This window comes from Enterobacter cloacae complex sp. IR53030, assembly GCF_049238365.1.
Taxonomy (GTDB): Bacteria; Pseudomonadota; Gammaproteobacteria; order Enterobacterales; family Enterobacteriaceae; genus Enterobacter; species Enterobacter kobei.
The window spans coordinates 84,361-103,273 of the sequence record NZ_JBMKHA010000004.1 but is presented as its reverse complement, the minus strand read 5'-3'; the positions used below and the strand labels follow the sequence as shown (position 1 = coordinate 103,273).

General features: G+C 58.3%; 17 protein-coding genes. 10 read left to right on the top strand and 7 right to left on the bottom strand.

All coding sequences use genetic code 11. The features are described from left to right. Positions 1 to 112: 112 nt before the first annotated feature. Positions 113 to 1,693, bottom strand: a complete 1,581-nt coding sequence (gene lsrK, locus ACOTXR_RS05780) for an autoinducer-2 kinase (RefSeq protein ID WP_014885315.1) — start codon at positions 1,691 to 1,693, stop codon at positions 113 to 115. Positions 1,694 to 1,727: 34 nt separating this feature from the next. After that, entirely contained in the window at positions 1,728 to 2,696 is a 969-nt protein-coding gene (gene lsrR, locus ACOTXR_RS05775) for a transcriptional regulator LsrR (RefSeq protein WP_023338807.1), read from the bottom strand. A 215-nt stretch (positions 2,697 to 2,911) separates the two neighbouring features. Here lsrR and lsrA point away from each other — a divergent pair, with 215 nt between their 5' ends. Genes lsrA through lsrG form a run of 6 tightly spaced genes read left to right on the top strand, consistent with a single transcriptional unit; the run spans position 2,912 to position 8,597 of the window. Further along, a complete protein-coding gene (gene lsrA, locus ACOTXR_RS05770; RefSeq protein WP_149410351.1) occupies positions 2,912 to 4,399 on the top strand; it encodes an autoinducer 2 ABC transporter ATP-binding protein LsrA in 1,488 nt (495 codons plus the stop codon). After that, positions 4,396 to 5,427: an autoinducer 2 ABC transporter permease LsrC gene (gene lsrC / locus ACOTXR_RS05765; RefSeq protein WP_058690910.1), complete on the top strand. Its 1,032-nt coding sequence runs from the start codon at positions 4,396 to 4,398 to the stop codon at positions 5,425 to 5,427. The genes lsrA and lsrC overlap by 4 nt, the downstream gene beginning before the upstream one ends. Then, positions 5,428 to 6,405: an autoinducer 2 ABC transporter permease LsrD gene (gene lsrD, locus ACOTXR_RS05760; protein ID WP_058690911.1), complete on the top strand. Its 978-nt coding sequence runs from the start codon at positions 5,428 to 5,430 to the stop codon at positions 6,403 to 6,405. A 1-nt stretch (position 6,406) separates the two neighbouring features. Further along, positions 6,407 to 7,408: an autoinducer 2 ABC transporter substrate-binding protein LsrB gene (lsrB, locus tag ACOTXR_RS05755; protein WP_014885310.1), complete on the top strand. Its 1,002-nt coding sequence runs from the start codon at positions 6,407 to 6,409 to the stop codon at positions 7,406 to 7,408. Positions 7,409 to 7,419: 11 nt separating this feature from the next. Then, positions 7,420 to 8,307: a 3-hydroxy-5-phosphonooxypentane-2,4-dione thiolase gene (lsrF, locus tag ACOTXR_RS05750; protein WP_014885309.1), complete on the top strand. Its 888-nt coding sequence runs from the start codon at positions 7,420 to 7,422 to the stop codon at positions 8,305 to 8,307. After that, on the top strand, positions 8,304 to 8,597 hold the full coding sequence (gene lsrG / locus ACOTXR_RS05745) for a (4S)-4-hydroxy-5-phosphonooxypentane-2,3-dione isomerase (RefSeq protein WP_023331350.1): 294 nt from the start codon (positions 8,304 to 8,306) through the stop codon (positions 8,595 to 8,597). The genes lsrF and lsrG overlap by 4 nt, the downstream gene beginning before the upstream one ends. Before the next feature lie 55 nt (positions 8,598 to 8,652). On the opposite strand, the gene ACOTXR_RS05740 is transcribed toward lsrG, so the two are convergent. Both ACOTXR_RS05740 and ACOTXR_RS05735 read right to left on the bottom strand, forming a co-directional pair. Beyond that, entirely contained in the window at positions 8,653 to 9,501 is an 849-nt protein-coding gene (locus ACOTXR_RS05740; protein WP_023331349.1) for a dihydrodipicolinate synthase family protein, read from the bottom strand. A gap of 12 nt (positions 9,502 to 9,513) precedes the next feature. Then, complete coding sequence (locus ACOTXR_RS05735) at positions 9,514 to 10,200, bottom strand: B3/4 domain-containing protein (RefSeq protein ID WP_058690913.1); 687 nt, start codon at positions 10,198 to 10,200, stop codon at positions 9,514 to 9,516. 42 nt (positions 10,201 to 10,242) lie between these two features. On the opposite strand from ACOTXR_RS05735, the gene ACOTXR_RS05730 reads away from it, so the two are divergent. Further along, the gene (locus tag ACOTXR_RS05730; protein WP_421767001.1) at positions 10,243 to 10,845 is read left to right on the top strand and encodes a helix-turn-helix domain-containing protein; all 603 of its coding nucleotides are present in this window, start codon (positions 10,243 to 10,245) and stop codon (positions 10,843 to 10,845) included. 72 nt (positions 10,846 to 10,917) lie between these two features. Here the strand turns inward: ACOTXR_RS05730 and ygjG are convergent, their stop codons facing one another. Then, positions 10,918 to 12,297: a putrescine aminotransferase gene (gene ygjG / locus ACOTXR_RS05725; RefSeq protein ID WP_032635487.1), complete on the bottom strand. Its 1,380-nt coding sequence runs from the start codon at positions 12,295 to 12,297 to the stop codon at positions 10,918 to 10,920. Positions 12,298 to 12,732: 435 nt separating this feature from the next. Here ygjG and ACOTXR_RS05720 point away from each other — a divergent pair, with 435 nt between their 5' ends. Together ACOTXR_RS05720 and ACOTXR_RS05715 are read left to right on the top strand one after the other, a co-directional pair. Further along, positions 12,733 to 14,253 carry a methyl-accepting chemotaxis protein gene (locus ACOTXR_RS05720; RefSeq protein WP_222834712.1) on the top strand — a complete coding sequence of 507 codons (1,521 nt, stop codon included), beginning with the start codon at positions 12,733 to 12,735 and terminating at the stop codon, positions 14,251 to 14,253. A gap of 336 nt (positions 14,254 to 14,589) precedes the next feature. Then, entirely contained in the window at positions 14,590 to 16,149 is a 1,560-nt protein-coding gene (locus ACOTXR_RS05715; RefSeq protein WP_058690916.1) for a methyl-accepting chemotaxis protein, read from the top strand. On the opposite strand, the gene ACOTXR_RS05710 is transcribed toward ACOTXR_RS05715, so the two are convergent. After that, positions 16,146 to 16,640, bottom strand: coding sequence for a PadR family transcriptional regulator (locus ACOTXR_RS05710; RefSeq protein WP_014885300.1), 495 nt, complete (start codon positions 16,638 to 16,640; stop codon positions 16,146 to 16,148). The two genes, ACOTXR_RS05715 and ACOTXR_RS05710, sit on opposite strands and share 4 nt — an antisense overlap. Positions 16,641 to 16,787: 147 nt before the next feature. On the opposite strand from ACOTXR_RS05710, the gene ACOTXR_RS05705 reads away from it, so the two are divergent. Further along, on the top strand, positions 16,788 to 17,552 hold the full coding sequence (locus ACOTXR_RS05705) for a siderophore-interacting protein (protein ID WP_023331344.1): 765 nt from the start codon (positions 16,788 to 16,790) through the stop codon (positions 17,550 to 17,552). Here the strand turns inward: ACOTXR_RS05705 and ACOTXR_RS05700 are convergent, their stop codons facing one another. Further along, positions 17,553 to 18,722, bottom strand: coding sequence for a molecular chaperone DnaJ (locus tag ACOTXR_RS05700; protein ID WP_023331343.1), 1,170 nt, complete (start codon positions 18,720 to 18,722; stop codon positions 17,553 to 17,555). Between the last annotated feature and the right edge of the window lie 191 nt (positions 18,723 to 18,913).

The following is an 18,913-nucleotide window of genomic DNA, read 5'->3' as shown; positions in this document are numbered from 1 at the left end:
AAAAGCGGGATCGAATGATTGTGATAGATCTCAAAGAACTTCCCCGGTGGCGCTGCGCTTACCGGGGCTACAAAACCCCAGGACGGATAAGCGCAGCGCCATCCGGCGTATTTTACGGCGCCGCTGCCCGTACCAATCCCGGGGCCTGCCACATCGATGTGGTCAGCCCGCTATCCACCAGCCCAAGCTGGTCGGCATACACCGCCTGCCATTTTTGCATCATGCCGTCATACAGCTCACGATGCTGGGGATTTGGCGTGAACTCGCGGCTCCACTTCACCAGCCGCTCGCCCGTTGAGGCCATATCTGCAAATAATCCCGCGCCTGCGCCTGCCGCAATCGCGCAGCCGAGCGCTGTCGCCTCTTTCACTTCCGGCACGCGTACCGGCAACCCGGTGACGTCGCTTAAGATCTGACTCCACAGGGCGCCTTTTGCTCCTCCGCCCGCAAAAACTAAACTTTCAAACGTCACGCCGGAGAAGCGCGAAATCTGCGCCAGGTTGCAGGCCGAAACGATTGCCGCATTCTCTTCCAGGGCACGGAACAGCGTCGCTTTGTTGCACTTTTCCGGGTCGATAGAGAGGTTAATAAACGACGGCGCGGCGTGGTACCACTGCTTGAAATGCATCGCGTCGGAGAAGATCGGCATCACCCCATGGGAGCCTGCCGGCACGCGGCTCGCCATCTCTTCCAGCAGGGTATAGGTGTCCACTCCCATCCGCCCGGCAATCAGCTTTTCTTCTGCGCAAAAGGCGTCGCGGAACCAGCGCATGGTCAGCCCGGTGAAGAAGCTGATCGACTCCGCCTGGGCCATGCCGGGGATGACGTGCGGGTTCACGCGGATATTCATATCGGGATCGGTGCGCACCTGCGGCAGGTTCACCACCTGCTGCCAGAAGGTGCCGCCCAGCACCGCCGTTTGTCCGGCGCGGACCACTCCCAGCCCCAGGCAGCCCAGCTGTACATCGCCACCGCCCATTACCACCGGCGTGCCTTCGCGCAGGCCGCTTTGCTGCGCGGCTTCATGGGTAATGGCTCCCAGTACGCTGCCGGTCTCTTTCACCGGGGAGAGAATATCGGCGCGCAGCCCGGCCATGTCGAGCAGCGCCGGACGCCAGTCGCGGGAAAAGAGATCGAGCATGCCCGTGGTGCCCGCATTGGAGGGATCCACCGCCAGCTCGCCGGAAAGCTTCGCCGCCAGCCAGTCGCTGATCATGGTGATGGTCGCGGCCTTGCGGTAAATGTCGGGGCGATGGTGCGCCAGCCACAGAAGGCGCGGCATGGCGCTCAGGGCGAGAGTTTGCCCGGAGACGTCATACACTTCGGATTCAAAGCGGTTGTCGTGGATCTCTTTGAGCTCGGCCACCTCGCGGCTGGCGCGGGCGTCGACGTTGGCGCAGGCCCAGATGGCCTCGCCGTTGCGGTCGTACAGCACAATCCCTTCGCGCATGGAGCAGCAGGCAACGGACTGGATATCCGCCGCGGTCAGGTGCGCACGCTCCAGCGCCTGATGAATGCACTGGCAGGTCAGCCGCCAGTTGGTGTCGAGATCGAACTCCATCGATCCCGGTACGTTCTCCACGCTCAGGTGCTTCCACTCGGCCTGGCCGACGGCAATCTGGTTGCCCTGTAAATCGAAAATCACGGCGCGAACGCTGCCGGTCCCTGCATCTAACGCTAAAAGGTAACTCATGAGCTTGCCTCGTTGTTAGCGCAGGGCATCCCCGTTACGTCAGGGCCAGCACCGCGCGGGCTGTCGTCTCCTCCGTCACCAGGCCATTGATACGGCGACCCTTAAGTGCGGCATAAATCGCATCGGCTTTCTCTTCCCCGCCGGCCACGCCAACGATGGTGGGCAGTTGCGCCAGTTCATCGAGCGTGACGCCGAGTAATTCTTTATGGATCTCCAGCTCCTCAACGCATTCCCCCTCGGCATTAAGGAAATAACCGAGAATGTCGCCGACTGCGCCTTTGCGGGCGTACATCAGCTGTTCACCTTCGCTGATATAGCCGGAGCGCAGTATCGTGGCGTCACGGCGCTGGTTCACCGAACCAATGCCGACCACCGCCACGTCGGCGGCGGTGGCGGCGAGGATCACGTCCCGCACGCTGGTTTCGCGTTTTAAGATCCCGGCAACGGAGGCGGATGACACGCGCAGCGGGGCGGGGATCATGCTGACGCTGCAGGCCGCGTCCAGCTGGCCGATACCGGTCATATACGGCCCGACGCCGCCGGAGAGCGTCACCAGGCGGATCTGCTGCGAGCTGATAAAGCCGCTCAGGTGCTGCAGGCTGCTCATGGTCGTTTCACCAAATCCCACCGCCAACAGCTGGCCGGGCTCCAGCACGCCCATTAGCGACTGCGCCGCGCCAATGCCCAGCCGCACGTTCATCGGCGGCGTATTCAGGGCGGGCATCACGCGCACCAGCTTCAGCCCAAAGCGCTGCTGTAGTTCGGTTTCCAGCGCCAGACAGCCCTCGTAACGGGAGTTGATCTGCACGCGGATCACCCCGGACTGGCGGCCTTTCTCCAGCAGACGGGAGATCTTCAAACGCGGCAGCCCGAGTCGCTCACCGATGTCGTTCTGGGTCAGCCCGTCGTGGTAATAGCACCAGGCCACGCGCGCCACCAGCTCCTCTTCCGCCAGCGCCAGCCCGGCAAACCGTCCTTCTTCCGCAGTGCGTTTATCGCTCATAATTGAACTCTTATAAAAATTTAGATCATATGTTCGTGATGACGCGAAGGGAAAATGTGAGCCACGCGACAAAACGGATCTTTAAGCGGGTTTCTGTTTTATCTGGATCTTAATCAATAAAACTGTGATCCCTGCACGGTTGTAAATATAGTTCACCGTCTACGCTTTTGAACATTATTAAATCTAAAAATCATTTGTTCAATAGCGGAGCGATGATGACACCACTTATTGAAGCGCGGGGGATCAGCAAGCAGTTCTCGGGCGTGCCGGTGTTAAAAGGCATTGATTTCACGCTGCTCGCGGGCCAGGTACACGCCCTGATGGGCGGGAACGGCGCGGGAAAATCGACGCTGATGAAGATCATCGCCGGAGTTGAAACGCCCGACAGCGGTGAACTTTCGGTTGCGGGGGAGTCTTTTGCACGGCTTACGCCAGCGCAGGCGCATAAGCTCGGCATTTATCTGGTACCGCAGGAGCCGCTGCTGTTCCCCAACCTGACGGTGCGGGAAAACATCCTCTTTCGCCTGCCCCGTGAACGGGATCTGGAACCGCGCCTGGCCGATAAGCTCCAGCAGCTGCAATGCCAGCTTAACCTTGATGCCACCGCCAGCACACTGGAAGTGGCGGATCAGCAGATGGTAGAGATCCTCCGCGGATTAATGCGCAACGCCAGGATCCTGATCCTCGACGAACCCACCGCCTCGCTCACGCCCGGCGAAACCGAACGCCTGTTCCGCCAGATCCGCGCGTTGCAGGCGCTTGGCGTCGGCATTGTTTTTATCTCGCATAAGCTGCCGGAAATTCGCCTGCTTTCGAGCCACATCTCGGTGATGCGCGACGGTGCAGTGGTGCTGAGCGGTGAAACCGCGCAGTTTGACGATAACGCCCTGATTGTCGCCATGACGCCAGTGAGTCGGGAAAAATCTCTGAGCGAGACGCAAAAGCTGTGGCTGGCATTGCCGGGCAACCGCCGCACCCAGCCGCAGGATTTCCCGGTGCTGCGCGTGGAGGATCTCACCGGGGAGGGGTTTATCGATCTGAGTCTTGAGATCTTCGCCGGTGAGATCGTCGGCCTGGCCGGGCTGGTGGGATCCGGGCGCACCGAGTTTGCCGAAACGCTTTACGGCCTGCGCCCGGTGCGCGGGGGGCGCGTCTGGCTGGAGAATCAGGAAATCACTGCCGAGCCGCCTGGTTCACGTCTGGAAAAAGGGCTGGTTTACCTGCCGGAAGACAGGCAGGTTTCCGGCCTGTTCCTCGACGCGCCGATCCGCTGGAACACCGTGGTGCTGAACGAGCCGTCTCTCTGGCAGCAGCGCAAGCGGGAGTCGGCGGTGGTAGAGCGCTATCACCGTGCGCTCGGGATTAAGCTCAACCATGCGGATCAAACCGTGCGTACGCTCTCCGGCGGCAACCAGCAGAAGGTACTGCTGGCGCGCTGTCTGGAGGCCAATCCTTTACTCCTTATTGTCGATGAACCGACGCGTGGCGTGGACGTCTCCGCGCGCGCCGATATCTACCAGCTCATCAAAAGCGTGGCCGCGCAGAACGTTGCGGTATTGATGATCTCAAGCGATCTCGATGAGTTCCCGGGCCTTGCCGATCGCGTACTGGTGATGCATCAGGGCGTACTCAGCGGCGAGCTGCCGCGCCATGCCGTTAGCCTCGACAGGATGATGGCGCTGGCGTTCGGAGGGCAATCATGAAGACCTTATTAAAGAACCGTGAGTTGAGCGCGTTTCTCGCCATTCTGGCACTGTTTGCCGTGCTGGTGGCGCTGAACCCGTCTTACTTCAGCCTGCAAACGCTGGGGATGATCTTCGCCAGTGCCCAGATCCTGATCCTGCTGGCCATTGGTGCCGCGCTGGTCATGCTGACCCGCAATATTGACGTCTCGGTGGGCTCGACCGTTGGGCTGTCGGCAATCGCCGTCGGCGTGGCGCTCAATGGCGGCTACAGCCTGCCCGTTTCCATCCTCTTCGCACTGTCGATTGGCGCACTGGCTGGGGCATTTAACGGCGTGCTGGTGGTGGGGCTGCGCATCCCGGCGATTGTCGCCACCCTCGGCACGCTGGGGCTGTATCGCGGGGCGATGCTGCTCTGGACGGGCGGGAAGTGGATTGAAGGGTTGCCGCCGGGGCTGAAATCTCTCTCTGAACCGCTTGCCATCAGCATGTCGCCACTCGGTATGGTGGTGTTAATTATCGCAGCCGCGGGCGCGTGGACGCTGTCGCGTACCGCGTTCGGCCGTGATTTCTACGCGGTGGGGGATAACCTCGCCGCCGCGCGTCAGTTGGGCGTAGCGGTGAACCGCACCCGCATGCTCGCCTTTACCCTGAACGGCATGCTGGCGGCCTGCGCAGGGATTGTCTTTGCCGCGCAAATTGGTTTTGTCCCCAACCAGACCGGCAGCGGGCTGGAGATGAAGGCCATCGCCGCCTGCGTGCTCGGGGGGATCTCTCTGCTGGGTGGCACCGGCACGCTGATCGGTGCCTTGCTTGGGGCTTTCTTCCTCACCCAAATCGACACCGTACTGGTGCTGTTCAGGCTGCCAGCCTGGTGGAATGACTTTATCGCCGGGCTGGTGCTGCTGGGCGTACTGGTGCTCGACGGGCGGCTGCGTCAGGCGCTGGCGCGCCATCAGCGGGCGCTGAAATACGGCCGCTTCCAGCCAGGTCACAGAGGGGGAAAGCACGTCACTCCCTTTCCCAAACGCAAAAAAGAGGTGGCGTAAATGAAGCTTAACTGGGAAAGCGCGCTGCTGGTTTTGCTGGTGCTGGAGATCCTGCTCTTTGGCGCCATTAACCCGCGCATGCTCGACATCAATATGCTGCTGTTCAGCACCAGCGACTTCATCTGTATCGGTATCGTGGCGCTGCCGCTCACGCTTGTCATTATCAGCGGCGGGATCGACATCTCGCTGGGTTCGACCATCGGCCTGTGCGCCATCGCGCTGGGGGTGATGATGCAGGCCGAGTGGCCGATGGCGGTGGCCATTCCGCTGACGCTGCTGCTCGGCCTGCTGTGCGGGCTGGTGAATGCGGCGCTGATCCACTACACCGGCATCAGTCCACTGGTGATTACCCTCGGCACGCTCTATCTCTACGGTGGCGGGGCGTTGCTGCTTTCCGGCATGGCGGGGGCGACGGGCTATGAGGGCATCGGCGGCTTCCCGGACAGCTTTACCGCGTTCGCGAATCTCACGGTCGTTGGCCTGCCGCTCCCGCTGGTGCTGTTCGCTGTGATTACCGTTTTCTTCTGGCTGATTACCCACCGCGGGCGCTTTGGCCGTCATCTGTTTTTGATTGGCCAGAACCCGCGTGCGGCGCGCTATGCGGCGCTGTCGGTTAACGGTATGCCCTACGCGCTGTACGGTCTGGTGGGCGTGGCCTCGGCCATTGCCGCACTGATCATGGTCTCCTATTTCGGTTCCGCGCGGTCAGATCTGGGGCGCGATTTGCTGATGCCTGCGCTCACCGCCGCCGTACTCGGCGGGGCGAATATCTACGGCGGGTCAGGTTCGGTTGTCGGTACGGCGCTGGCAGCGCTGCTGGTGGGGTACCTGCAACAGGGTTTACAGATGGTCGGCATCCCCAACCAGGTATCGAGCGCGCTTTCAGGAGCGCTGCTGGTTGTGGTGGTGATGGGTCGTTCGCTGAGTCTGCACCGCGAATGGGTGCGTTCTCTCTTTAGAAAACTTTCCGGAGCGTAAGATGAAAACAAAACTGATAGTCCTGGCAATGGCCCTCAGCTTCGCCTCGGCGCAGGCGGCGGATCGGATTGCCTTTATCCCGAAACTGGTGGGGGTTGGCTTCTTCACCAGCGGCGGCAACGGTGCGAAAGAGGCGGGGAAAGACCTCGGCGTGGACGTCACCTATGACGGTCCAACCGAGCCGAGCGTTTCCGGCCAGGTGCAGCTCATCAACAACTTCGTTAACCAGGGCTACAACGCGATTATCGTCTCTGCCGTGTCGCCGGACGGCCTCTGCCCGGCCTTAAAACGCGCGATGCAGCGCGGCGTCAAAGTGCTGACCTGGGATTCCGACACCAAACCGGAGTGCCGCAGCATATATATCAACCAGGGGACGCCGGAACAGCTCGGCGGCCTGCTGGTGGAGATGGCGGGCAAGCAGGTCACCAAACCGAATGCCAAAGTGGCATTCTTCTACTCCAGCCCAACGGTCACCGACCAGAACCAGTGGGTGAAAGAGGCGAAGGCTAAAATCGAGAAAGATCATCCTCAGTGGCAGATTGTGACCACTCAGTTTGGCTATAACGATGCCACCAAATCCCTGCAAACCGCCGAGGGGATCTTAAAAGCGTATCCGGATCTGGATGCGATCATCGCCCCGGATGCCAACGCCCTGCCAGCCGCTGCGCAGGCAGCAGAAAACCTGAAGCGGGAAGGGGTGGCGATTGTCGGGTTCAGCACGCCAAACGTCATGCGTCCATACGTGGAGCGCGGCACGGTAAAAGCCTTCGGCCTGTGGGACGTGGTGCAACAGGGCAAAATTGCGGTCAATGTCGCCGATCGTTTACTGAAAAAAGGCGATCTTAACGTTGGCGACAGCGTGGACGTGAAAGAGATCGGTACGCTGAAGGTCGAACCGAACAGCGTGCAGGGCTACCAGTATGAGGCGAAAGGTAACGGCATCGTGCTGCTGCCGGAACGCGTGGTGTTCACTAAAGAGAACATCAACAAATACGATTTCTGACGGGGGAACAAATGGCTGATTTAGACGACATCAAAGACGGGAAGGATTTTGGCATCGGCACGCCACAGCAAAATGTGCCGTTTACCCTGAAGGGCTGTGGTTCGCTGGACTGGGGGATGCAGTCCAGGCTTTCGCGCATCTTCAACCCGCAAAGCAACCGCACGGTGATGCTGGCCTTTGACCACGGTTATTTCCAGGGGCCGACCACCGGCCTTGAGCGTATCGATCTCTCCATTGCGCCGCTGTTTGGCGAAACCGATGTGCTGATGTGTACCCGCGGTATCCTGCGGAGCACCGTGCCTGCGGCCACCAACAAACCGGTTGTGCTGCGCGCCTCCGGCGGTAACTCAATCCTGGGCGAATTGTCCAACGAGTGCGTGGCGGTGGCAATGGAAGATGCGCTCCGGCTGAACGTCTGTGCGGTCGCAGCACAGGTCTACATTGGCAGCGAGTTCGAGCATCAGTCGATCAACAACATCATCAAGCTTGTCGACGCCGGTGCCCGCTACGGAATGCCAACCCTCGCGGTGACAGGGGTGGGGAAAGAGATGGCGCGCGACGCGCGGTATTTCTCACTTGCCAGCCGCATTGCCGCCGAAATGGGGGCGCAGTTCGTCAAAACCTATTATGTGGATGAGGGCTTTGAAAAAGTCACCGCCAGCTGCCCGGTGCCGATCGTCATCGCCGGCGGCAAAAAGCTGCCGGAGCACGAGGCGCTGGAGATGTGCTGGCGCGCGATTGACCAGGGCGCATCCGGTGTGGACATGGGGCGCAATATCTTCCAGTCCAGCGCGCCGCTCGCCATGCTGAAGGCAGTGAAAAAAGTGGTTCACGAGAACATGAGCGCCCGTGAAGCGTTCCAGTTCTGGCAGGAAGAGAAACAGGGAGAAGCAAAATGAACGTGACGTTAGTTGAGATCAACATCAAACCCGAGCGGGTGGACGAGTTTCTGACGGTGTTTCGCGCCAACCATGAAGGGGCGATTAAGGAGCCGGGAAACCTGCGTTTTGACGTCCTGCAGGATCCGAGGGTGAAAACCCGGTTCTTTATCTACGAAGCCTATAAAGACGAAGCGGCGGTGCTGGCGCATAAGCAGACGCCGCACTATCTGGCGTGCGTGGATAAGCTTGAGGACCTGATGTCGGAGCCGCGCAAAAAACGCAGTTTTGTGGGGTTGTTGCCGGAGTAGAAAACGTAGTGAAGGCTTTGTAGGCCGGGTAAGCGCTAGCGCCACCCGGCATTTTTCAGGCCAGCTTCAGATCCGCCAGGATCGCAGCAAGCGCCTCGCGCGGCTCACCCTGAATCGCCTGCAGTGGGAAGGGGAGCGCCGGTGCCTCCACTTTTCCCATCATCTCGGCTGCCGCTGCCATCACCCGCACGCTGCCGTAACGGCGGAACAGCGCCCACAGTGGCTCCAGACGTTCTGATTCCATGCTGTCTTTCGAGTGCGCAATTGCCAGTGCCGCCTGAGGGAACAGCCCGCCGACGACGGAATACCAGACGTCAAACCCGGCCTGCAGGGCGGATGCTGCCCGCCAGTCGCCGCTTATCCCCAGCGTGACCGTCTTCGGAAGACGCGCCCGCACCTGCGACACATCCTCCGGCATGTGGCCCATTTTCACCGAGCCAATATTGGGCAGCGCCGCCACGGCAAACATCAGCTCGTCGCTAAACTCAAACCCGGTGGTGGCGGGATTATCATAAACGCACAGCGGGACGGAGAGCTGGCGAGTTACCGTCTCATATAGCGAATAGACCTCGTCCGTCGTCAAACGCTGGTACGACACCGGTGCCATCAGCACGCTGGATGCTCCCGCCTTCTGCGCGTGCTCAGCCAGACGCAGAATGTCATCCAGTCTCAGTGCGCCAATACTGACCATGACCGGAATGTCATTGGCATGTTCCACCGCGCAGCGGGTAATATGCGTGCGCTCCTCAACCGTGAGGTAGGCATAGCTGCCCGTTGAACCCAGAATACCCAGCGAATCCACCCCCGCGTCGATCAGGGGGCGCAGCAGGTTGATAAAGGCCTGCTCGTCAAACTTCCCCTCTTTCAGGGGCGTTAACGGAAACGCACTTAACCCGTGAAACATCGTGTTGTCCTCTTACAGTTCCAGCAGTTGAACCTGAGCCGTTGCGCCTGGCATTAATCGTTGCAGATTGCTGACCAGCTCCTCGCCCGCTTCTTCGAGCGCACCTGACGGCATCGTTGGCAGACTTTCGAGAATAAACCACATGGTCTGCGCCTGGCTATCAAGACGGGTGCGTATCCCTTGTCGCCAGTTCCAGCGACGACAGGTGACGCCCATATCGTCTCGCCAGATGACCTCGCCAGCATCCGGGTATTCCACCACCGGCTGGCCCTCTTTCAGGGTGTCAAAGGGTTCATTGCCCTCGGACAGCGTCAGGCGCGGCGCACCGGAATAGGCCGCGAGATTCTCGCCCCCTACCGGAATGGCGTAGCGAATACTGACCGCATTATAGATGTCCACCACCGGGTCGAGTGAAGGTAGCGAACCGTCTTTAAGCACCCGCTTTCGCAGTGCGGAGGCCGAGCAGGGGGTACGTTTTGGCTTCGCGCCAAAGTTTTTAAATACCTCATCCCAGGCAGCGAGATGCGCTTGTGCCCACGGTACATCATCATTCAACACCTGCTGGCAAGCCTGCGTCAGCGCGGCGGGGGCAACTTCTGGATGGGTAATCTGTGCGGCTTCAACCAGAATGCTCAGCGCCCGAAAGCCCGGGGCAATCCCGGCAAGACGCGGGTCTATTGACGGCGTAACGAGAGACATAAATAATCCTGTATTGACTGTTTTATACCATGGTAGTGACCAATGACTGATAAAGTCAATATAATGACTGAGCAGGGGGCCGATGTTGCCCAGGTAAGCCTGGCCGTGGCGAACCGCATCCGCAACTGGCGTAAAGATAAAAAATTGTCGCTGGATGAGCTATCCCGCCGCGCCAGCGTCAGCAAAGGCATGCTGGTGGAAATCGAAAAGGGGGCCGCCAATCCCAGTATCGCTATCCTGTGCAAACTGGCTGCCGCGCTGGGCGTTTCCGTGGCTGATATTGTTAACGTCTCCAGCGAACCGGTCGTGCATGTTATTGAAAAACAGGCCATCCCGGTTCTGTGGCAGGGCGCAAAGGGCGGTTCTGCCAGATTTCTGGCGGGTACCGCGGGCCCGGACATGATTGAACTGTGGCAGTGGGAGATGCAGCCGGGGGAACACTTCTCTTCACCGGGGCACCCTGCAGGCACATGTGAACTGCTACATGTGAACGAGGGGGCATTGTCGCTGACGGTGGGCGAGACGGTGACGCAGGTCGAGGCTGGCGCGTCGGCGGTAGCGAAAACGGAAGCCGCACACGGCTACGGGAATGAAGGCGATACCGTGCTTCGCTTCACTATGACGGTGGCGGAGTTTCACCGGTAAAAAACTGCCCGGCGGCGCTAACGCTTACCGGGCTTGCTTAGGCTGGGTAAGCGTAGCGTCACCCGGCGCTTTTTACGCCTCTTCCACGCTCACACGCAGTGCTGCCAGCGCTTTACGTGCCGCTTTCAGCACCTGCTCGCACTGCTCAATCGTCAGCGTCAGCGGCGGTTCAATACGGATGGTTTTCGAGTTGTTGAGCGTTCCGGCCACCAGTACCCGCTGGCGGAACATCTCGCTCGCGAAGCTATAGCCGATTTCGTTGTCGACAAACTCAATCGCCATCAATAATCCTCTGCCGCGTGCATCTTGCACCAGATCCGGATATTCCCGGCCCAGCTGGCGGAAGCCATCCAGCAGCATGTCGCCTTTCTGCTCCGCCTGCGCAGGCAGGTTTTGTTCCAGCAGCACGTTGATGGTCGCCAGCGCCGCCGCACAGGCCAGCGGGTTACCGCCAAAGGTCGTGGTATGCAGGAACGGGTTGTCGAACAGCACCGAAAATACCTCCTCGGTGGCTACCGTAGCACCAATCGGCATCACGCCGCCGCCGAGCGCTTTCGCCAGACACAGAATGTCTGGCTGAACGTTCTCGTGCTCGCAGGCAAACATCTTGCCGGTGCGTCCCATTCCGGTCTGGACTTCGTCGAGGATCAGCAGGGCGCCAAACTCATCGCACAGCTGACGCACGGCAGGCAAATAGCCCTGCGGAGGCAGGATCACGCCGCCTTCGCCCTGAATCGGCTCCAGGATCACCGCCGCCACGTCATCGCCGGTTTTACGGCATTCACTCAGCGCGGTGCGCATGGCGTTAACGTCGCCGAACGGCACGTGGCGGAAGCCCGGCAGCAGCGGCATAAACGGCTTGCGGAAGGTGGATTTAGCGGTCGCCGACAGTGCGCCCAGGGATTTACCGTGGAACGCGCCGCTGGTGGCAATGAAGGTGAATTTCCCACGCGGCGACTGGTACGCTTTGGCGAGTTTAATCGCCGCTTCGACCGATTCCGTGCCGCTGTTACTAAAGAAGCTGTATTTCAGTTTGCCGGGCGTTAAGGCCGCCAGCGTTTTCGCGAGCATGGCGCGAAGCGGGTCGAGCAGTTCCTGGCTATGGAGAGGTTGTTTCGCAAGTTGATTCTGTACGGCGGAAACCACAACTGGATTACGGTGCCCCACGTTGAAGATACCAAAACCACCAAGGCAATCGATAAACTCCTGTCCCTGGGTGTCGACAAGCGTGTTCAGACTTCCCGCTTGCCACTCTACGGCTCCGTAATCCCCGCCGGCGGTAACAGATTTGCGATACTCCAGAAATCCTGGATTGACGTGCTCTTTAAAGTAATCGATGACCTCTCGGTTAAGTTGTTTCATCTCCTCATGATCAAGCGTTTGCTTCTCTATGAGATTCAATGCGTGCGCAGTACAGGCAAGAGCCGAGGCGCTGGAAGGTAACCTGTTCAAAATATGCTCCCGGGGATCGCGTATCACATGATACTGGTTTAAGTATTGCAGGGATTACGCCACTTCAGAGGACTTAACGAAAATCGGGATAAACGCCAGGTTAAAATAATGTTGCACAATATTTAATCATGCCGATACAACCGAAACGGGATTTAGCGATAAGGCACAGCACGTGCAGGACGGGGCATAAAAGCGCAATTGCACGAAAGGAGTGCAATGCATGCCACTTAAGCGGGCGTTAACAGGTCATGCTTTGCAGGTAATTTCCAAGAGAAAGTATTTCAAATCAATGAATTATAAATTCTCACAAAAAGTGCGGTTTAAGTGAAATCTGCGATCTCCATCAAGTTTAACAACTAAAGATAAATTGGTTACCGCCGAAAAAACAATTACCCACAAATTTAACATTCAAATAACCTGCAAGGGATGCTCACAATGTCCTCTCCAACCTATGTCACCCAGAATGAATATCCTCTGGACGATGACACCACCTTAATGTCTACCACAGACATCCACAGCTACATTACCCACGCCAACGACACGTTTGTGCAGGTGAGCGGTTACCCGCTTGATGAGCTGACGGGCCAGCCGCACAATATGGTGCGCCACCCTGATATGCCAAAAGCCGCCTTTGCCGATATGTGGTACACCCTGCAACAGGGGGAACCGTGGAGCGGGATTGTCAAAAATCGGCGCAAAAACGGTGACCACTACTGGGTGCGCGCGAATGCGGTGCCAATGGTGCGTCACGGGAAGGTGACGGGCTATATGTCGATCCGCACCAAAGCCACGGCGGAAGAGATAGCCACCGTGGAGCCGCTCTACCGCGCGCTGAATGACGGCAGCTGTAAGAAACGTATTCATAAAGGACTGGTGGTGGGAAAGGGCTGGCTGGGTAAACTGCCGGCCATGCCGCTGCGCTGGCGGGTGCGTAGCGTAATGGCGGTGCTTTTTGCCGTCCTCGCCGCCACGCTGGTCGCCACCTCCGCAGGGTGGATGCCGCTCGTTGCGGCTGCTGTGGTCATGCTTCTGGGGACGCTGCTGTTTGAGCAACAGATTGTGCGTCCGGTCGAAAACGTGGCGCGACAGGCCCTGAGGGTGGCTACCGGGGAGCGCAACAGCGTACAGCATCTGAACCGCAGTGACGAGCTGGGGCTGACCCTGCGCGCGATAGGCCAGCTTGGGCTGATGTGCCGCTGGTTGATCAACGACGTCTCGAGCCAGGTGGTGAGCGTGCGTGACGGCAGCGACAGGCTGGCCCGGGGTAATGAAGATCTGAACGATCGTACGCGTCAGACGGTAGCGAATGTGCAGCAGACCGTCGCAACGATGAACCAGATGGCCGCGTCCGTGCAGAGCAACTCTGAAACTGCCGCCGAGGTGGATAAACTCTCCGTTGCCGCGAGCAGTGCGGCGACGAAGGGCGGCAATGTGATGCAGACCGTGGTCAAAACCATGGATGACATCGCCGACAGCACGCAGCGAATTGGCTCGATTACCTCCCTGATAAACGACATCGCTTTCCAGACCAATATCCTGGCGCTCAATGCGGCAGTTGAAGCGGCACGGGCGGGTGAGCAGGGGAAAGGGTTTGCCGTGGTCGCGGGCGAAGTCCGCCATCTCGCCAGCCGCAGCGCCAGTGCGGCTAACGATATTCGTAAACTCATTGATGCCAGCGCCAGCAAAGTGCAGTCCGGCTCCGAGCAGGTGCACGCCGCCGGCCGCACGATGGATGACATTGTCGAGCAGGTGAAAAACGTGACGCAGCTTATCGCTCAGATCAGTCACTCCACCTCCGAGCAGGCCACCGGGCTCTCAGAATTAACCCGTGCGGTGGCCGAGCTGGACAGTATCACGCAGAAAAATGCCGACCTGGTCGAGGAGAGCGCGCACATTTCTGCCATGGTGAAACACCGTGCCGGGCGTCTGAAGGATGCGGTAACCGTGCTCCATTGAGTCAGTAAAGTTCCGGAAAAGCCGTTTATTCCGTAAGGAATAAACGGCTTTTTTATGGCTGCTTGTGACTATTAATGTGCTTTATTGTTAATATAATATTAAATAACTAAAAAAAGTACCTCAGTTATTTATTCCTGCCTAAGTCAGTTTCCCATGATGCTGTTTTGCAAAACACGCTTCTGGTGGTCTGGTAACGATCGATGAGACGAAATTAATAGTCTCTGCCTATCCATTGTGATGGTTATGAAATAAAAAAACGATCAAAGTCATAAAGTTAGCGAATTCATTACCGATAACAGCGATCGTCTGAGAAATAATCACATCGATGGAGTAAATATGTTCTTACATGACGTAAAGATCGGCACGAAATTATTTCTGGCGTTTGGGTTCTTTATTGTCCTGATGGCAATCAGCGCGAGCCTGTCTCTGCTGAGTCTGAACCGGGCAAATAATGGGATGCAATCCATTATTACCCGTGATTATCCGACCACGGTAAAAGCGAACCAGTTAATCGATAACTTCCAGGAATTTATTAGCACTCAACAGCTGATGCTGCTGGACGAGCAGGGAACTTACACGGGGCAATCTCAGCAGCACCTGAAAGAGATCAGCGAGCACATCACGGTGATCCTGGGCGAGCTGAACAACGCGTTGCAGGATGAAAAGTCTCAGCAGGTGCTGGCGGATATCCGTAGCGTGCGCCAGCAGTATCTGGACTCGCGCTATCGCATCCTGCAGGCGGTGCAGAACAACAATCGTGCGGGTGCCATTCAAGAGATGATGACCACCACCCTTGCCGTGCAGCAGGCTTATAAAGCGAAAGTGAAGGAGCTGATTGCCATTCAAAACAGCGAGATGCAAAGTGCAGGCGCGCAGGTAGAAGGGGATTTCAGGTCTAACCGACTGCTGCTGATCCTCATCACCCTCTTTAGCGTCGCGGCAGGCAGCCTGATCGGCTGGTTTGTCGTGCGCGCTATCACCCGTCCGCTCGGCGAGGCGGTGAATTTTGCGAAGGCCATTTCAGAGGGCGATCTGACGGGCAGCATCACGCCGCACGGCAAAGACGAAACGGGCTTACTGCTGCATGCGTTGATGGAGATGAAAAACCGTCTGCTGGACATTGTGCAGCAGGTGCAAACCGGCTCGGAGAATATCTCCAGCGCAGCCGCGCAGATCGTTGCGGGTAACCAGGATCTCGCCGCGCGCACGGAAGAGCAGGCAAGTTCCGTTGAACAGACAGCAGCCTCGATGGAGCAGATCACCGCGACGGTGAAAAACACCGCCTCGCACACTGGCGAAGCGACCAACCTCTCGGCAGATGCTGCCACGGTGGTCAAAAACAACGGTGAGATGATGAAGCAGGTGACCAGCAAAATGCGCCTGATTAACGAGACGTCGAACCGGATGTCCGACATTATCGACCTGATCGACGCCATTGCTTTTCAGACCAACATTCTGGCGCTGAACGCGGCCGTGGAAGCAGCGCGCGCCGGTGAGCACGGTCGTGGCTTTGCGGTGGTGGCCGGTGAGGTGCGCCAGCTTGCCCAGAAGAGCGCGTCGTCGGCCAGCGAAATCCGTGAGCTTATTGAGAGCTCCACCAGTCAGACCCAGGACGGCATGAACCTGGTGGAAAAAGCGAGCGCGCTGATCAACGGGATGGTGGGCAACGTGGAAGAGATGGACGTCATCCTGCGTGAGATCCGCCAGGCCAGCCATGAGCAGACGGAAGGGATCTCGCAGATTAACAGCGCGATTGGCCTGATTGATGCCACCACCCAGCAGAACTCCGCGCTGGTGGAGGAGTCCGTCGCCGCGGCGGCATCGCTTAACGAACAGGCGATGCACCTGAAAGAGCTGGTACGCGTCTTCCGCGTGAGCGAACACGCTCCGGCTTAATCCAGCTGGGAGATCTCGAGCGCCGCGCGGTCAATGACGCCGATAATCTGCTTAAGCTGCGCGTCGCTGAGCTCTCCCTGATTCACCTTCAGGTCTAACACCGCTTTAAAGTTATCCAGCGCCCGCTTCATCTGCGGGTTTTTGCGCAGCTGGAAGCCGACAGAACGCGCTTTGATGCGTGCCTGTATGTGCTCAAGCTGTTCCTGGTTCTCATCCAGCCACTGCTGGCCCGTCACGGTAATCGCAATTCGCTTTCTGCCGTTCTCTTCTTCCGTAATGGTGATAAAGGTCTGATCCTGCAGATAATCCAGCGTCGGGTAGATCACCCCAGGGCTCGGGGTGTAATTACCCTGGGTCAGGTTCTCAATCTCTTTGATCAGCTCATAGCCGTGGCTCGCATTGCGGGTCAGGATATCCAGAATCACCAGCCGCAGATCGCCGTGGCCGAAAAAGCGCGGTCGGCGTCCGCCGCCATCATGTTCGTGTCGCATAGTAATTCCTTCAATTTGATATATCTAAACTATATCTAAGATATATTCAGATGCAATCTAAAAGATCTTGCTTTTTTACTGATTAGTAATCATTATCATTTAAAAATTAATTTAGATATATCGTATTCATCAGAGAAGGGGCTAAAAATGGCATCTACCCGTTACCCACAGCGTGTTCGTAATGACCTGCGTTTTCGCGAGCTGACGGTGCTCCGCGTGGAACGCGTGAGCGCGGGTTTCCAGCGCGTTGTATTAGGTGGCGAGGCGCTGGAGGGGTTTAGCTCCCGCGGCTTCGACGACCACACCAAAGTCTTTTTCCCGGCACCGGGGGCGGTGTTTGTGCCGCCCGTGGTGACTGATGAAGGCATCGACTGGGGCGACGGCGTGCGTCCGCAGACGCGCGACTATACGCCGCTGTATGATGAGTCTCGCCATGAACTGGTGCTCGATTTCTTCATTCATGACGGCGGCATTGCCAGCAACTGGGCGGTTGAGGCGAAAGCGGGGGACACGTTGACCATTGGTGGGCCGCGCGGTTCGCTGGTGGTGCCGGAAGATTACGCCTGGCAACTGTACGTGTGTGATGAATCCGGCATGCCTGCGCTACGTCGACGCTTAGAGAGTCTTGCTAAACTGCCGGTTCGCCCGGAAATTCACGCGGTAGTAACGGTCGGGAACGACGCATATAAGGACTATCTGGCGCACCTGAGCGACGTCGACATCACCTGGGTAGTGGGCCACAGCGAGCAGGCGGTGGCGGATCGTCTGGCGGCGTTGACCGTTCCGGCGGAAGAGTACTTTATCTGGCTGACCGGGGAAGGAAAGGTAGTAAAAAGCCTGAGCCGTCAGTTTGACACTGACGCGATTGATCAACAGTTGGTGCGTGCCAGCGCCTACTGGCACGCTAAATAATCAGGCTGCTGAATCCATCTGCGCTTCGTTCACCTGGTGTTCGAGCGAGGCGCGAACCTCGTGCAGGGCTTTCTCCTGCTGAGCAAAGTACGCCTCCATATTGCTCAGCGACGACACCAGCAGCCAGGACTCTTCTTTCTCCAGCTCCGCCAGCTCGTTCACTAAGGTGTCGATTTGCTCGCGTACCTGCGCCATTTTTTTGCGGATACGTTCCAGATCGTTCAGCCTGTCGCTGGCCATCAGCGGCTCGAAGCCCTGCTGCAGGCGGGCGACCAGCGAGCGAATAGCCTTGACGTCGCCACGCTGTTTGGCCTGGTTGAGCTGCACCATCATCGCGTTGGCTTCCTCTTTCAGGTCGTCCGCCACCAGGTCCGGATGACAGAGTTTGCTCGCCTGTCGCCAGAGACGCTTGAGTTCGTTCTGATCTTCTTCAGAGAGGTGCTTCCCTTTGCGCAGCCGCATTTCGACATCGTGATGTTGCTCGCGATACTTCTCGTACTCTTCGTTGGCTTCGTCACGCGCCTGGCGAGCAGGCTCCTCTTCGCGCGTTAAGCCGCTCTCCAGCTCCAGCGCCTCGGCCAGCAGATTAGCAATCAGATTACTTTGCTGCTCCAGATGCTTGCGCGCCTCAGCCGCCTGCACGGAGTCGGCCGGGAGATCGCGCCAGCGCTGGGTGAGCGTCGCCAGCACCTCCACCGCCTGCGCCATATAGCGCTGGCAGCGACGGTAATCTTCCTCGCGACGACGCGCTTCCGCCTGCTGACGACGCAGGTTGAGCTCTGCCAGCGTTTTACGCAGAGCGAGGATTTGCTGCATCAGTGGACCCAGACGAGAGAAATAGAGATCGTTGAACTCATCAAGCTGCTGCACCCGCGCGTTGCGGCGGTCAATGAGATCGCGCAGACGCTCTTCCAGCGCCTTCAGCTCCAGCTTGCTGGCTGCCACTTGCGGGTCGCGCCACGGAGTGATGGCGCGCTGGCCCTGCAGCCAGGCGGTAATGGCCCTGATGGCGGCGGTGTAGTTCTTCTGCTCAAGCGCCACGACGATTGCCTGTAGCTCATCGTCAAACGCTTCATTCTTCAGCCGTGTCAGCTGGCTCTGGATGATGTCGTCATCTTCCAGTTCAATGGCATTTTTAATGATTTCTAGCCGTTTGATCGGTGTGCTCATGATGCCTTTCGCTTTGGCGCTTAAGTATTTGAGTTAAGGGTAGTTGTGGGCAACGCTACAGGAAATAATACACACGGATGATGATCGGCGCGATGGGGGATTTCTTTAATGAGTGGTTGTGTCGCACTCACTTTATCCGTGTTCTGCCCGCAAGCGAGCGCCCCTATTGGCGGCGAATGCTTACTAACCGC

Bases quoted from the DNA above. Each gene is read 5' to 3' on its own strand.
- lsrR (WP_023338807.1), bottom strand. From the start codon at position 2,696: ATGAGCGATAAACGCACTGCGGAAGAAGGACGGTTTGCCGGGCTGGCG.
- lsrD (WP_058690911.1), top strand. From the start codon at position 5,428: ATGAAGCTTAACTGGGAAAGCGCGCTGCTGGTTTTGCTGGTGCTGGAG.
- ACOTXR_RS05730 (WP_421767001.1), top strand. From the start codon at position 10,243: ATGACTGATAAAGTCAATATAATGACTGAGCAGGGGGCCGATGTTGCC.
- lsrA (WP_149410351.1), top strand. From the start codon at position 2,912: ATGACACCACTTATTGAAGCGCGGGGGATCAGCAAGCAGTTCTCGGGC.
- lsrC (WP_058690910.1), top strand. From the start codon at position 4,396: ATGAAGACCTTATTAAAGAACCGTGAGTTGAGCGCGTTTCTCGCCATT.
- ACOTXR_RS05700 (WP_023331343.1), bottom strand. From the start codon at position 18,722: ATGAGCACACCGATCAAACGGCTAGAAATCATTAAAAATGCCATTGAA.
- ACOTXR_RS05715 (WP_058690916.1), top strand. From the start codon at position 14,590: ATGTTCTTACATGACGTAAAGATCGGCACGAAATTATTTCTGGCGTTT.
- ACOTXR_RS05740 (WP_023331349.1), bottom strand. From the start codon at position 9,501: ATGTTTCACGGGTTAAGTGCGTTTCCGTTAACGCCCCTGAAAGAGGGG.
- ACOTXR_RS05705 (WP_023331344.1), top strand. From the start codon at position 16,788: ATGGCATCTACCCGTTACCCACAGCGTGTTCGTAATGACCTGCGTTTT.
- ACOTXR_RS05735 (WP_058690913.1), bottom strand. From the start codon at position 10,200: ATGTCTCTCGTTACGCCGTCAATAGACCCGCGTCTTGCCGGGATTGCC.
- lsrF (WP_014885309.1), top strand. From the start codon at position 7,420: ATGGCTGATTTAGACGACATCAAAGACGGGAAGGATTTTGGCATCGGC.
- lsrB (WP_014885310.1), top strand. From the start codon at position 6,407: ATGAAAACAAAACTGATAGTCCTGGCAATGGCCCTCAGCTTCGCCTCG.
- ACOTXR_RS05720 (WP_222834712.1), top strand. From the start codon at position 12,733: ATGTCCTCTCCAACCTATGTCACCCAGAATGAATATCCTCTGGACGAT.
- lsrG (WP_023331350.1), top strand. From the start codon at position 8,304: ATGAACGTGACGTTAGTTGAGATCAACATCAAACCCGAGCGGGTGGAC.
- ACOTXR_RS05710 (WP_014885300.1), bottom strand. From the start codon at position 16,640: ATGCGACACGAACATGATGGCGGCGGACGCCGACCGCGCTTTTTCGGC.
- lsrK (WP_014885315.1), bottom strand. From the start codon at position 1,693: ATGAGTTACCTTTTAGCGTTAGATGCAGGGACCGGCAGCGTTCGCGCC.